General features: G+C 62.9%; 13 protein-coding genes. 4 read left to right on the plus strand and 9 right to left on the minus strand.

Annotation, left to right across the window (positions count from 1 at the left end):
- Positions 1-57 precede the first annotated feature (57 nt).
- The gene (locus tag CQ002_RS20835; RefSeq protein WP_034102708.1) at positions 58-420 is read left to right on the plus strand and encodes an Mpo1-like protein; all 363 of its coding nucleotides are present in this window, start codon (positions 58-60) and stop codon (positions 418-420) included.
- A 2-nt stretch (positions 421-422) separates the two neighbouring features.
- Here the strand turns inward: CQ002_RS20835 and CQ002_RS20840 are convergent, their stop codons facing one another.
- The 3 genes from CQ002_RS20840 to CQ002_RS20850 form a co-directional block, all read right to left on the minus strand.
- A complete protein-coding gene (locus CQ002_RS20840; protein ID WP_034102706.1) occupies positions 423-1,220 on the minus strand; it encodes an acyl-CoA thioesterase II in 798 nt (265 codons plus the stop codon).
- A 91-nt stretch (positions 1,221-1,311) separates the two neighbouring features.
- Positions 1,312-2,073 carry a CHAD domain-containing protein gene (locus CQ002_RS20845; RefSeq protein WP_034102705.1) on the minus strand — a complete coding sequence of 254 codons (762 nt, stop codon included), beginning with the start codon at positions 2,071-2,073 and terminating at the stop codon, positions 1,312-1,314.
- A 44-nt stretch (positions 2,074-2,117) separates the two neighbouring features.
- Positions 2,118-2,396, minus strand: coding sequence for a hypothetical protein (locus CQ002_RS20850; RefSeq protein WP_024074187.1), 279 nt, complete (start codon positions 2,394-2,396; stop codon positions 2,118-2,120).
- 217 nt (positions 2,397-2,613) lie between these two features.
- Here CQ002_RS20850 and CQ002_RS20855 point away from each other — a divergent pair, with 217 nt between their 5' ends.
- Positions 2,614-3,651, plus strand: coding sequence for a patatin-like phospholipase family protein (locus CQ002_RS20855; protein WP_069022479.1), 1,038 nt, complete (start codon positions 2,614-2,616; stop codon positions 3,649-3,651).
- A gap of 114 nt (positions 3,652-3,765) precedes the next feature.
- Here the strand turns inward: CQ002_RS20855 and CQ002_RS20860 are convergent, their stop codons facing one another.
- The 6 genes from CQ002_RS20860 to kdpF all read right to left on the minus strand — a co-directional run bounded on the left by CQ002_RS20860 (position 3,766) and on the right by kdpF (position 11,751).
- Positions 3,766-4,455: a response regulator gene (locus CQ002_RS20860; RefSeq protein WP_034102700.1), complete on the minus strand. Its 690-nt coding sequence runs from the start codon at positions 4,453-4,455 to the stop codon at positions 3,766-3,768.
- A gap of 37 nt (positions 4,456-4,492) precedes the next feature.
- Complete coding sequence (locus CQ002_RS20865; RefSeq protein ID WP_098466094.1) at positions 4,493-7,144, minus strand: sensor histidine kinase KdpD; 2,652 nt, start codon at positions 7,142-7,144, stop codon at positions 4,493-4,495.
- 124 nt (positions 7,145-7,268) lie between these two features.
- Complete coding sequence (kdpC, locus tag CQ002_RS20870) at positions 7,269-7,814, minus strand: potassium-transporting ATPase subunit KdpC (protein WP_034102696.1); 546 nt, start codon at positions 7,812-7,814, stop codon at positions 7,269-7,271.
- 74 nt (positions 7,815-7,888) lie between these two features.
- Positions 7,889-9,946, minus strand: coding sequence for a potassium-transporting ATPase subunit KdpB (gene kdpB, locus CQ002_RS20875; protein ID WP_371919466.1), 2,058 nt, complete (start codon positions 9,944-9,946; stop codon positions 7,889-7,891).
- 11 nt (positions 9,947-9,957) lie between these two features.
- A complete protein-coding gene (gene kdpA / locus CQ002_RS20880) occupies positions 9,958-11,652 on the minus strand; it encodes a potassium-transporting ATPase subunit KdpA (protein ID WP_034102692.1) in 1,695 nt (564 codons plus the stop codon).
- Between the two features lie 9 nt (positions 11,653-11,661).
- Positions 11,662-11,751 carry a K(+)-transporting ATPase subunit F gene (gene kdpF, locus CQ002_RS20885; protein ID WP_003218754.1) on the minus strand — a complete coding sequence of 30 codons (90 nt, stop codon included), beginning with the start codon at positions 11,749-11,751 and terminating at the stop codon, positions 11,662-11,664.
- A gap of 411 nt (positions 11,752-12,162) precedes the next feature.
- Here kdpF and eat point away from each other — a divergent pair, with 411 nt between their 5' ends.
- Positions 12,163-13,527 (plus strand): ethanolamine permease, encoded by a 1,365-nt coding sequence (gene eat / locus CQ002_RS20890; RefSeq protein WP_034102691.1) that lies wholly within the window; start codon positions 12,163-12,165, stop codon positions 13,525-13,527.
- Positions 13,528-13,638: 111 nt separating this feature from the next.
- The gene (locus CQ002_RS20895) at positions 13,639-13,806 is read left to right on the plus strand and encodes a DUF2897 family protein (protein WP_012722955.1); all 168 of its coding nucleotides are present in this window, start codon (positions 13,639-13,641) and stop codon (positions 13,804-13,806) included.
- The last annotated feature ends 5 nt before the right edge of the window (positions 13,807-13,811 follow it).

Consider the following 13,811-nt stretch of genomic DNA (forward strand, 5'->3'; position numbering starts at 1 on the left):
ACCCAACCCCACCTAAACTCTCTCCATGTTGTTTCAACGGACAGAGGATTCATCATCATGGGCAAACGTCATCCCAATCTCCCCGCCTGGCAATGGCGTAACTACCCGCAGAACCATCAGCACCCGACCAACCTGGCGTTGCACCTGATTGCCGTGCCGCTGTTCATCATCGGGTTTCTGTTGATTGTATCCGGGGTGTTCAGCCTGAGCCTGGCGAGTTTCGCCGTGGGTGTCATCGGTGTCCTGGCCGGCCTGGCGTTGCAACGTCATGGCCATCGCCTGGAAGCCCAGGCCAGTGAGCCGTTCAGTGATCGTAAAGACGCGGTACAACGCCTGGTGGTCGAACAGTTCGTGACCTTTCCGCGCTTTGTGTTGAGCGGTGGCTGGTGGCGTGCCTGGCGGCAGCGCCACAGGCACTGAGGTCAGGCGAAAACCACCACGGTCTGGCGGCTGATGGCGATCAGTTCGCCGGTCGGGCTCCAGAGGGCGGCGGCGGCGTGGCCGTAGCCGTCACGGGCGTGTTCGATCGTGACGTGGTACTGGCACCAGTCCAGGGTCGTGAGGTCTTGCAGAGGCTGGATGAATTCGATGGTCCAGGTCAGGGTGCTGCCCGGTGCCGGTTTTTTGAGGTGGGGCAGTAATGCCGGGGGCCAGGCATCGACCAGGGCGAGGATATGCGCCTCGGTCAGTGGCTCTTCTTTCACATCGCCGCGCAACCGGACCCAGCCGCCCATCTCGCGGGATTTATGACCGGTGAACGGCAAGCCACCCACACTCCAGCGCATCGCCAGGTGACGCATGAACTCAGGGGTGACGCCCTTGATATAGGGCAGCTCCTGGCACTCCTCCCAATGCTTGAACACCGGCGGCGCTTCGCTCTCCACCGCGATTTCCGATTCGCGGGCCGCGCCGAAACTGGCTTGTACCAGTGTCGCCACTTCACCGTTCTGCACCACACGACCAAGCAATTGGCTGACCGCCTTGCCTTCGCGCAGTACTTCGACTTGATAACTGGCAGGAACATCCGGCGCTACCGGGCCAACGAAGGTGATTGCCAATGATCGTAGAGACCGATCGGCCGGAACCTGTGCACGCAGGGCTTCGTATTGCAATGCAGCCACCAGGCCACCGAAGGTCGCGCGGCCCTGGGCCCAGTCGGCGGGGATGGTGACATCCAACGGGTTGCTGCGGGCGGCGTCGAGCAAATCACTAAAGCGCATGGCAGTCTCACATCGAAAGAAACAGATGGGGGGATCTTAACCATCGAGCCGGTCAGGTACAGCGCCTATTCCGGCCAAAAGCCGGACCGGTTCAGAAACACGCGGCGCTGAGTTTATCCAGCACGCGATCCGCCTGACCTTCCGCCTTGGCCATGGTGCGGTGCCACACCGCGACACACGGTTGCAGGTCTGCCTGGTGTTCGGCCTGGACCAGCCACTGCCAGCAGTCGTGCCAATCCCCCAGCGCGGCCTGGGCTTTTTTCAGGTGCGACATGGCCTTGGCAGGCAACGTGTCCAATTCGGGATAGGCCTCGGCCGCGTAGCGCACGCGCTTGATCAACAACCGCAAGCGATGGCGATCATGGTCGGGGTCTTTCAAGGCTTCATCGAGTTTCTGCCATTGCTTGGCCAGACGTTTTTCGATGCGTGGGCGCAGGCCCTTGAGCAGTTTCTGGTGCTCAGAAGCGCGGATAAAACGCGGGAAGGCGTCGAGGATCAACAGCAAATGCGCGAGTTCCGGGCTTTGCGCCACGTGACGATAGGCGTCGGGCTGCAGGCGCAGTCGACGGTCAGCGGCCTCGTGATGGCCGTGCTGGTGCAAGTACGCCGCCAGCACCTCACGGTCGCGTAGCGGCGTGGTCAATTGGCCGACGGTACTGGCGGCCATTTCAAGCTGCTCGACCCCAGGCAACCCACGCAAGGGGCGCAACAGGCTGCGCAGCCGGCGCACGGTGGTGCGCAGGTCATGCAGGGCTTCATCGTCGGTGACGGCGGCGAGGCGAGCCTGGCAGCTCAGTAACCCTACTTCCAGGCCAATGACCTGAGCGACTAACTGATTGACCAACGCTGACATCCTGCCCTCACTTTCTGATGAAGAGTCCTAGTCGCCGCTACAGGTCAACGCCCGGCGCGAGATTCACGAATGTAGAACCGCGCTTTCTCGGCCTTGTTGGAGCAGCCTTCAAACGCTTCGAATTGTTGCTGGGTCTTGGCGCCCGTCAACAGTGACAAGGCCTTGGAGTAGCTCACGGTGCCGGCAAAACCTTCGGCCTTGGCCAGGTCCAGTTCTTTCCAGGCGGCGTCCAATTGGGTGCCGCAGCTGTCGCGGTATGCGGTTTTCCCGGCACAACCGGCCAGGGCCAACATGATCACAGGCACACACATCCAGGCTTTCATCGATGACACCTCAAAATAAAGAAAAACAGTCGTACGCTGTAGACGTTGCCTACATGGAAAAGTGCCTGTCCTTAGCCTGAAATCGATAGTACCTAATCACCAGAGCATACCCGAGCAGCACGGCTATCCTGGAAAAAAATTTCAGCCGCCCGCGAAGATTGAAGCCAGCCCCTCAATAGGTGCATTGTGGGTACCTGCCTTGGGGAGGACATGGACCATGAAAAAGCGTGTTGCCTTGGTGCTGGGCTCCGGCGGGGCCCGGGGTTACGCCCATATCGGGGTGATCGAGGAAATCGAACGGCGCGGCTACGATATCGCCTGTATCGCGGGATGCTCCATGGGGGCCGTGGTCGGCGGGATCTATGCCGCCGGCAAACTGGATGAATACCGTAACTGGATTGAAAGCCTCGACTACCTCGACGTGCTGCGACTGGTCGACGTGAGTTTTCGCTTGGGGGCCATTCGTGGCGAAAAGGTGTTCGGACAGATCCGCAAGATCGTCGGTGAGATCAATATCGAAGAACTGCGCATTCCCTACACGGCCGTCGCCACCGACCTGACCAACCAGCAGGAAATCTGGTTCCAGGAAGGCTGCCTGCACCAGGCCATGCGTGCGTCGGCGGCGATTCCCAGCCTGTTCACCCCGGTGATGCAAGGCAATCGCATGCTGGTGGACGGCGGCCTGCTCAACCCGCTGCCCATCGTGCCGGTGGTGTCGAGCCATTGTGACCTGATCATTGCGGTCAACCTCAACGCCACCAACCAGAAGCACTATCAACTGCCGGTGATCCAGCGCCCGCCAGCGTTCAAGAGTCGCTTCAACAACCTGGCGAAATCCCTTGGATCGCACCTGCCGTTTCGTCGCAAGCAGGCCGAACAATTGATGAAGCTGGAGCAGGAGGCCTTGGAGGCGCAGGCGGCGGAGATCAACCCGTGGCTGGAGTCCGCCGAGCCCGAATCGCAACAACCCGCCGCCGCACCGGAAAAACCCGGAGCGCCGAAGTCGGCGACCGGGTCGTTCATCATCGATAACGTTGGCCCGGCATCATTGCTTGACCTGATCAACCAGAGCTTCGAGGTGATGCAGACATCGCTGGCGCAGTACAAGATTGCCGGCTACCCACCGGATGTGCTGATCAACGTGCCGAAGCGGGTGTGCCGGTTTTTCGAGTTCTACAAGGCGCCGGAGTTGATCGCCCTGGGGCGGGAGATTGCCAGTGATACGTTGGATCGCTACGAGAGTGAGCAGCGCTGAGATCCTTGGTGACGCTGATGGCCCCATCGCAGGCAAGCCAGCTCCCACATTTGGAATGCATTCCCCTGTGGGAGCTGGCTTGCCTTCGATGACGCCAGAGCAAGCACCAACGATCTACCCGCCTAACAACCGATACCCCACCCCCGCCTCAGTCACGATAAACCGCGGCTGGGTCGGGTCATCCGCCAGCTTCTGACGCAGGTGCCCCACCACAATACGCAGGTAATGGCTGTCCTCGGTATGGGTCGGCCCCCAGATATCCTTGAGCAGTTGTTGCTGGGTAATCACCCGCCCCGGATGCCGCGCCAGTTGCGCCAACACCGCGTACTCCTTGCGGGTCAGCGCCACTTCAGCACCGTCCAGCAGCACCCGGCGATAGGCCAGGTCCACGGTCAAGGGGCCAAAGCGCAGGGCCGCTTCCTGGGACTCACCCGCCGGCGCCTGGCGCAGCAATGCGCGCACCCGGGCGAGAAACTCCTGGATACCAAAGGGCTTGGTCACATAGTCATTGGCGCCATTGTCGAGGGCTTCGACTTTCTGTACCTCGCTGGCCCGCACCGACAGCACCAGCACCGGCACCGTCGACCATTCGCGGAACTCGCGCAGCACCTGCTGACCGTCCATGTCCGGCAGGCCAAGGTCGAGCACCAGCAAGTCCGGCTTGCTCAACGCGGCCTGGGCCAGGCCTTCGTTGCCAGTGCCGGCCTCTATCACTTTATAGCCCTGGGAGGCCAGGCTGATGCGCAGGAATTTGCGGATCTGCGGTTCGTCGTCAATGACCAAAATCGTCGCGGTCTGGCTCATGGTATCCAATCAAAATCCGTGAAGAAAACAGGGTAGCTCATGCCTCGCGTTCCAGGCCAGGCTGTGTGGGTAAAGGGAGGAACAAGGTGATGCAAGTGCCACGCCCGTCGATACCGTCGGCCACGCTGATATGCCCACCATGGGCGCCCACCATGCCCTGGCAGATTGCCAACCCGAGGCCCGTGCCCTGCCCGCCCCGATCGCCACGGGCGGCGGTGTAGAACATGTCGAAGATCTTTGCGCGCTCGTCTTCGGGAATGCCGGGGCCCTCATCTGCCACGGCGAAAAACAGCTGGTCATCCAAGACTCCGGCACTCAGTTGCAGGCGGCCTTGCGGCGGTGAAAACCGCGCGGCGTTTTCCAGCACATTGACCAGCGCTTGTTCGATCAACGCGGCGTGCACGTACAACAACGGCAGCTCCGGCGGCACATCGGTATTCACCTGCAACGGCGCCAGCACCGCACGCAGGCGGCCCAGGGCGCTGCCGACGATGTCGCCCGGCGACACCCAGTCCCGTGCCAGTTTCAAGGCGCCGTGACCGAGGCGCGTCATGTCCAGCAGATTCTGGATATAGCGGTCGAGACGCTCGGCCTCATCGCGGGTGCCTTCGAGCAACTCACGGCGATCCTCCAGCGGGATCGCCTCACCGAGCGCCAGCAGGCTGTCGATGCTGCCGCGCATGGAGGTCAGCGGCGTGCGCAAATCGTGGGAGACCGAAGCCAGCAACGCACTGCGCAGTTGCTCGGTTTCGCCGTGCAGCCGAGCGGACTCCAACTCTTGAGCCAGTTGCGCCCTCGCCAATGCCTGGGCCAGCGGCTGGCTCAAGGCGGTGAGCAAACGGCGGCGTTGGCCACTCAGCTCCAGGCCGGGTTTGGGACTCACCCCCAGCAACCCCAAGGGCCCCTCTTCGCCCGACAACGGCCACCACCACCAACGCCCGAAAGGCAACGTGCCGGTGCCCATGCCCGCCGGCTGGTCATGCTGCCAGGCCCAATCGGCGGCGGCGCGCTCGGCTTCGGTGAGGGTCAGCGGGCCGCCCGTCTCGATCGCCCAACCGCCCTGGCCATCGCGATTGACCAGGCACAAGTCCAGGTCGCTCCAGCCTTGAAGGTGATGCGCCGCGGCGCTGATCACCGCCTGGCGGTCGGTGGCGGCGGTGAGTTTGCGGGACAGGTCGAGCAGTTCACTGGTTTCTTCCTGAGTGTCGCGCAATGCCTGCAACTGGCGGCGTTGACGCGCGGCCAGGTTGCCGGTCAGCGCCGCCATCAACAGGAAGAACAACAGGGTCAGCACGTCTTCTTCGCGCTGGATGGCAAAGGAAAAATTCGGCGGAATGAACAGGAAGTCGTAGGTCATGAACGACAACGCCGCACACACCAGCGACGGCCCCAGGCTGCTGCGCACCGCCACCAGCAATACCGCAGCCAGGAACACCAGCGAGATGTTCGGCAGCGGCAAGACGCTGGACACCGCCCACGCCACTGCCGCCGCAACCACCGTTGCCAGGACCGCAAGTGCATAGTCGAACCACACCAGCCCGCGCACATCCGGCAAGCGTGGCGGTGCGGGGATGTCGTCGCTGTCGAGGACGTTGATTTCCAGACCCCGCGCATTGCGCAGCAAGCGTGCGGCCAGGCCGCCTCCAAATAAGCGACGCCGCCAACGCATTCGCGACTGCCCTACCAGCAACAGGCTGGCACGGCGTTCGGCGGCATGCTGGATCAGCGTCTTTGCCACCTCCCCCGCCCGCAGCAATACGACCTCACCGCCCAGGCGCTCCGCCAGTTGCTGGGCATTCTGCAGGCGTAGCCGCGACTGTTCATCCCGCGCTCGGCCGTTATCGACATGCACCAGGCTCCAGGGCAAATGCCGGCGCTGGGCTACCCGGCTGGCATGGCGCACCAGGCGCTCGGCCTGCGCATCACCGTCCACCCCCACCAGCAAGCGCCCACGCACGGCCGGGGCAGCCTGGCCCAGTTGGCGATACCCCTGGGCCAAATCGTCATCGACATGGGCGGCGGCGGTTTGCATCGCCAACTCGCGCAGGGCCATGAGGTTGGTCTGGGTAAAAAACGCATCGATGGCCGCGCGCGCCTGCTCCGGCACGTAGACCTTGCCGTCGCGCAGGCGCTCCAGCAACTCGCGGGAGGGCAGGTCGATCAGCAGCAGTTCGTCGGCCTCCTGCAGCACCCAGTCCGGCAGCGTTTCACGCACTTGCACCCCGGTGATGCCGCGCACCTGGTCGTTGAGGCTCTCCAGGTGCTGGACGTTGACCGTGGTAAACACGTTGATGCCAGCGGCGAGCAGTTCCTGGATGTCTTGCCAGCGCTTTTCATGGCGGCTGCCGGGGGCGTTGCTATGGGCCAGTTCGTCCACCAACACCAGCTTGGGCTTGGCGGAGAGCAGGCCGTCGAGGTCCATCTCTTCGAGCATCACGCCGCGGTATTCGCTGCGCAGCAGGGGCTGTTGCGGCAGGCCGCTGAGCAAGGCTTCGGTCTCGGCGCGGCCGTGGGTTTCGACCACGCCGGCGATCAGCCGTACGCCCTGGCGCAACTGGGTATGCGCAGCCTGGAGCATGGCGTAGGTCTTGCCCACGCCGGGCGCGGCGCCGAGGAAAACTTTGAGCCGGCCACGGCCGTCCCGGGGCAGATCGGCTAACAGGGCGTCGGCGCGGCCGGAGTCGCTCATGCGCGGGGGTTCCTTCAGGTGTTTATCGGGTGTACTTCAGGCCGCCATCGCGGGCAAGCCCGCTCCCACATTTGGGATGCATTCCCCCGTGGGAGCGGGCTTGCCCGCGAAGCGCTTTCACTGCTTACAATTTTTCCAAGGCCATGTTCAAGGCCAGCACATTCACGACAGGCGGGCCCACCAACGGGCTCTCGATGTGTTCATCCAGCAACCGTTGCAAGGTTGCCACCGGCACATTCCGCGCCGTGGCCACTCGCGCCAGTTGATAGGCAATTGCCTCTGGAGGCAAGTGTGGATCAAGACCGCTGCCAGAGGTAGTCAGCGACGCCAAAGGCACCGGCCCTTGGCTAGGCACCAGTTGCTTGTTGGCGTCATCGAAGATACGCGTCGCCAGCGCCGGGTTGCTTGGGCCCAGGTTACTGGCGCTGCTGGAAACCGTGGCAAACGCGCCGGCCGATGGGCGCGGGTGGAACCAGCTGTCGCCGGTAAAGTCCTGGGCGATCAGGCTGGAGCCGCGCACTTTGCCGCTGTCGTCACGCACCAGGCTGCCATTGGCCTGGTCCGGGAAAGCCACTTGGGCGACGCCGGTCACCACCAGCGGGTAAGCGACGCCGGTGATCAGGGTCATGAGGACCAGCAGGCTCAGGGCCGGGCGGATCATGTTAGTCATCTTCACATCCTCAATCAGTCAAGAAACCCCTGTAGCGAGGGAGCGCGCCCCCTCGCCACACAAGGTGGAGGTCTTTACACCAGGTGCAACGCCGTCAACAGCATGTCGATCGCCTTGATGCCCACGAACGGCACCAGGATCCCGCCCAGCCCGTAGATCAGCAGGTTGCGTCGCAGCAATGCCGCCGCACTCGCCGCCTGCACGCGCACACCGCGCAGCGCCAGGGGAATCAGCACCACGATGATCAGCGCGTTGAACACGATGGCCGAGAGGATCGCGCTCTGCGGGCTCTGCAAGTGCATCACGTTGAGCACGCCCAGTTGCGGGTAGATCGAGGCGAACAGTGCCGGCAGGATCGCGAAGTACTTGGCCACGTCGTTGGCGATGGAGAAGGTGGTCAGCGCGCCACGGGTCACCAGCAACTCTTTGCCGATCTGCACCACGTCCAGCAACTTGGTCGGGTCGCTGTCGAGGTCGACCATGTTGGCGGCTTCGCGAGCGGCCTGGGTGCCGTCATTCATGGCCATGCCGACGTCCGCCTGGGCCAGCGCCGGGGCGTCGTTGGCACCGTCGCCGCACATCGCCACCAGACGTCCGTCGTTCTGCTCATGACGAATGCGGGCGAGTTTCTTCTCCGGAGTGGCTTCGGCCAGTACGTCGTCCACACCCGCTTCGGCAGCAATCGCGGCAGCGGTCAGCGGGTTGTCGCCGGTGACCATCACGGTGCGGATGCCCAGCTTACGCAGCTCGGCGAAACGCTCGCGGATGCCCGGCTTGACCACGTCCTTCAGGTGGATCGCACCAAGCAACTTGCCATCGGCACACACCAGCAACGGGGTGCCACCGCTTTGGGCGATCTTGTCGATTTCCCGCGACAGAGGCGGTGCAAGATCGCGACGTTGTTGACCGACGAAGGCCAGCAACGAATCCACTGCGCCTTTGCGAAATACTCGGCCCTGGTAGTCGACACCGGACAGACGCGTTTCAGCGCTGAATGGCACCGCCGTCAACTCGTCTGCGGTCGGCTCGGCTTGAGGGTGCAAGGCGCGCAGGTATTCGACGATGGATTTACCTTCCGCCGTGTCATCCGCCAGCGAGGCAAACAACGCCCCTTCGGCGACTTCCTTGCCGCTGACGCCAGGCGCTGCGACCACTGCCGCACACCGACGGTTACCGAAGGTGATGGTGCCGGTCTTGTCCAGCAGCAACACATGCACGTCCCCCGCCGCTTCTACGGCACGGCCGGACTTGGCGATCACATTGAGGCGCACCAGGCGGTCCATGCCGGCGATACCGATAGCCGACAACAAGCCGCCGATGGTGGTAGGAATCAGGGTCACCAACAGTGCGACCAGGAACACCAGCGGCAAGCTGCCACTGGCGAAGTGGGCGAACGGTTGCAGGGTCACCACCACCAGCAGGAAGATCAGGGTCAGGCCGATCAGCAGGATATCCAGCGCGACTTCGTTGGGGGTTTTCTGGCGCTTGGCGCCTTCCACCAGGGCGATCATGCGGTCGAGTGTCGACTCACCGGGGTTGGCGGTGATGCGGATCAGCAGCCAGTCCGACACCAGGCGAGTGTTACCGGTGACGGCCGAACGGTCGCCGCCGGACTCGCGGATGACGGGTGCGGATTCACCGGTGATCGCGGCTTCGTTGACCGCCGCGATGCCTTCAATGACTTCGCCGTCACCGGGGATCATTTCCCCGGCGGCAACGCGCACCACATCGCCTTTGCGCAGGCTGGTGGCCGGCACGACCTTGAAGCTGCCATCCGCCTCCTTGCGGCGTGCGCTCAGGCCTTCGCTACCGGCCTTGAGGCTGTCGGCACGCGCCTTGCCACGCCCTTCGGCCAAGGCTTCGGCGAAGTTGGCGAAGAGCACGGTGAACCACAGCCACACCGCGATCTGCACGGCGACATAGGTCGGCACAGTGGTGTCGGGCACGAAGCACAGCACGGTGGTGAGGATGGCGGTCAACTCGACCACCAGCATCACCGGCGAGCGTTGCAGTTGGCGAGGGTCCAGCTTGACGAAAGCCTGGACCAGCGCCGGACGCCACAGGGCGGAGATGGCGGTTTTGGCAGGCTCCTGGGTTTTGGCCGGAGCTGCGTTTTTTGCAGGCATATTCATTTTCATATCCCTCAGAAGCCCATGCTCAAGTGTTCAGCAATAGGGCCCAGTGCCAGCGTCGGCAGGAAGGTCAGGCCGCCCACCAGCAAAATGGTCACGGTCAACAGGGTCACGAACAGCGGGCCATGGGTCGGGAAGCTGTTCTGGCCAATCGGTGCGGTCTTCTTCATCGCCAGGCTGCCGGCCAGGGCCAGTACCGGGAGGATGTAGCCGAAGCGGCCGATCAACATGCCAAGGCCCAGCATCAGGTTGTGGAACGGCGTGTTGGCGCCGAAGCCACCGAACGCCGAGCCGTTATTGGCGCTGGCCGAGGTGTAGGCATAGAGCAACTGGCTGAAACCGTGCGGGCCAGGGTTACTGATGGCGCCGGCCGGGCCAGGCAGGCTAGCGGCAATGGCGCCGAGCACCAGCACGCCCACCGGCATCACCAACAGGGTCACCACCAGCAATTGCACTTCCTTGGCCTGCAGCTTCTTGCCCAGGTATTCCGGGGTGCGGCCGATCATCAGGCCGGCGAGGAACACCGCGATCAGCACGTTAAGCAACATGCCGTACATGCCGGCGCCGACGCCGCCGAAGATCACTTCGCCGACCATCATGTTGACCAGCGCGACCATGCCGCTGAGAGGGTTGAGGCTGTCCTGCATGCCGTTGACCGACCCGTTGGACGCCGCCGTCGTCGTCACCGACCACAGCACCGTGCCGGTGGTGCCGAAGCGTGCCTCTTTACCTTCCAGTGGTGCGGTTTGCTCCACGGCCGGGTTGTTGAGGGTTGGGTTAGGCTGGTATTCGGCCCACAGCGAGGTCGCGCCGCCGATGATGAACAACGCCAGCATGCAGCCAAGAATCGCGCGGCTCTGACGCAGGTCCTTCACGTAATGGCCGAAGGTGAAGACCAGCGCCACCGGGATCAGGATGATCGACGCCAACTCGAACAGGTTGGCCCAGGCAGTCGGGTCTTCAAACGGGTGCGCCGAGTTGACACCGAAGAAGCCGCCGCCGTTGGTGCCCAACTGCTTGATCGCAATCTGGCTGGCCGCCGGACCCAGGGGGATCACTTGATCCACGCCCTGCATCGTCACGGCATCCACGTAGTGGGCGAAGGTTTGCGGCACGCCCTGCCACACCAGGAACAACGCCAGCACCAGGCACAACGGCAGCAGGCCGTAGAGGGTGGCGCGGGTCATATCGACCCAGAAGTTACCCAGTGTCTGGGTGGACTTGCGACCGATCCCGCGGCAAAGCGCAACCAGAACGGCCAGACCGGTCGCCGCGCTGACGAAGTTCTGCACGGTCAGGCCGGCCATCTGGCTGAGGTAGCTCAGGGACGCCTCACCACTGTAGGCCTGCCAGTTGGTGTTGGTCATGAAACTGACCGCGGTGTTGAAGGCCAGGGTCCATTCCTGACCCGGCAATTTCTGCGGGTTCAGTGGGAGGTAGTCCTGGAACAACAGGATCGCGAACAACAGCAAAAAGCCCGCGAGGTTGAACGCAAGCAACGCCAGCATGTACTTCTGCCAGCTTTGTTCCTGATGCTCGTCAACGCCCGACAGGCGATAACAGGCGCGTTCGACAGGGCCGAGTACCGGCGTGAGCCAAGTGCGCTGCCCTTCCATCACCTTGTAGTAGAACCGCCCCAGGAACGGTGCCGGCACCAGCACCACGGCAAAGAAGGCAATGATCAGCCAATAGTCATAACTGTGCATAGCCCGCTCCTAGTTCCGATCCGCGCGTAACAGCGCAACCAGCAGATAAATGAACAGCGCCACGGCCAATAGCAGTGACACCCCGTCCAGAACGCTCATGGAAGTCTCTCCGTTTAGCGGCGAGTGCCGCGTGTGGGGCAATTGTCGGCAGGAGTGGTGTAAAGGAACGAGAGCGAGGCTGTGGGCAGGGCGTAAAGACGGCGTAAAGAGTGGATTTATGCGGGGTTTACAGGGGATTTTCGGCGCCTGCGCGGGCCTATTCGCGGGCAAGCCCGCTCCCACACTCGACCGCGCTTGATCACAAAGTGCGCGCCCCCCTGTGGGAGCGGGCTTGCCCGCGATGGCGGCAGCTCAAGCACCAGCGCACTTATCTGGTGCGACACCGGCAAAATTCAAACGCCAAACCGTTCCCCTGGCGACAGTTGCGCGGCTTTACGACAATGATTCCCAGGCTGGCATGGCCGCTGCAACACCTTGAATCATTCCAAACGGTTCAGGGAGAGCAACACAATGAACACACAACTCAAACCCACCTTGGGCACCCTGCACTTATGGGGCATTGCGGTCGGGCTGGTGATATCCGGGGAGTACTTTGGCTGGAGCTATGGCTGGGGTGTCGCCGGGACCCTCGGCTTCCTGGTGACCTCATTGATGGTCGCCGCGATGTACACCTGCTTCATCTTCAGCTTCACCGAGCTGACGACTGCAATTCCTCACGCCGGCGGGCCGTTTGCCTACAGCCGTCGCGCCTTTGGTGAAAAAGGCGGCTTGATCGCCGGGCTCGCGACATTGATCGAATTCGTCTTCGCGCCCCCCGCCATCGCCTTGGCCATCGGCGCCTACCTGAATGTGCAGTTTCCAGCACTGGACCCGAAGCACGCCGCCGTCGGCGCCTACATCGTGTTCATGGGCCTGAATATCCTCGGCGTGAAACTCGCCGCCACCTTCGAACTGGTGGTGTGCGTGCTTGCCGTCGCTGAATTGCTGGTGTTCATGGGCGTGGTGGCGCCCGCCTTCAGCTTCAGCAACTTCGCCCTGAACGGCTGGGCCGGTTCCGATACATTCGGCGCGCCAGCGATTGCCGGCATGTTTGCCGCGATCCCTTTCGCCATCTGGTTCTTCCTCGCCATCGAAGGCGCGGCCATGGCTGCTGAAGAAGCCAAGGATCCGAAGCGCACCATTCCAAAAGCCTACATCAGCGGCATCCTGACACTGGTGGTCCTGGCCATGGGCGTGATGTTCTTTGCCGGCGGCGTGGGCGACTGGCGCACCCTGTCGAACATCAACGACCCATTGCCCCAAGCCATGAAAACCGTCGTAGGCGACAGCTCCGGCTGGTTGCACATGCTGGTGTGGATCGGCCTGTTCGGCCTGGTGGCAAGCTTCCACGGCATCATCCTCGGCTACTCGCGCCAGTTCTTCGCCCTGGCCCGCGCCGGCTACCTGCCGTCTTTCCTCGCCAAGCTGTCGCGTTTTCAGACACCTCACCGAGCAATCATTGCCGGCGGCGTGGTCGGTATCGCAGCGATCTACAGCGACGGCCTGATCAACCTGGGCGGCATGACGTTGACCGCCGCGATGATCACCATGGCCGTATTCGGCGCCATCGTGATGTACATCATGAGCATGCTCAGCCTGTTCAAACTGCGTAAGACCGAACCGCTGCTGGAACGCACCTTCCGCGCACCGGGTTACCCGATCGTCCCGGGCATTGCGCTGGTGCTGGCGGTGGTGTGCCTGGTGGCCATGGCCTGGTTCAACGCGCTGATCGGGCTGATCTTCCTGGGCTTCATGGTGGTGGGGTTCGCCTACTTCCAGATGACCGCGCAAGACCGCGCCGATGCCCCGGCGGATGCGATGTTGACCGGGCTCTGACCTACTGGAGGCAGAACGGGCCTACACTGAACTAGTAAGAAAGCCCGTTACTCAAAGCAGTTATTACCGTGGGAAAACTCTCCCACGGCAATCTGCCTCAAGGAGAGCCTTATGCCGTGGTATGCATGGTTGATATTAGTAGTCGCCATCGGGTCGATCGTCGGTGGACTGATGATGCTGCGTGACAGCGCCAACAAAGTGGAACTCACCGACGAACAACGCAAGCGCGTGGCCGAGCGCAACGCCCAGGCGGATGCCAAGGACGCGCAGGATCGCTGAACCTT

The sequence above is a fragment of the Pseudomonas sp. MYb13 genome (genome assembly GCF_002980075.1).
GTDB lineage: Bacteria > Pseudomonadota > Gammaproteobacteria > Pseudomonadales > Pseudomonadaceae > Aquipseudomonas > Aquipseudomonas lurida.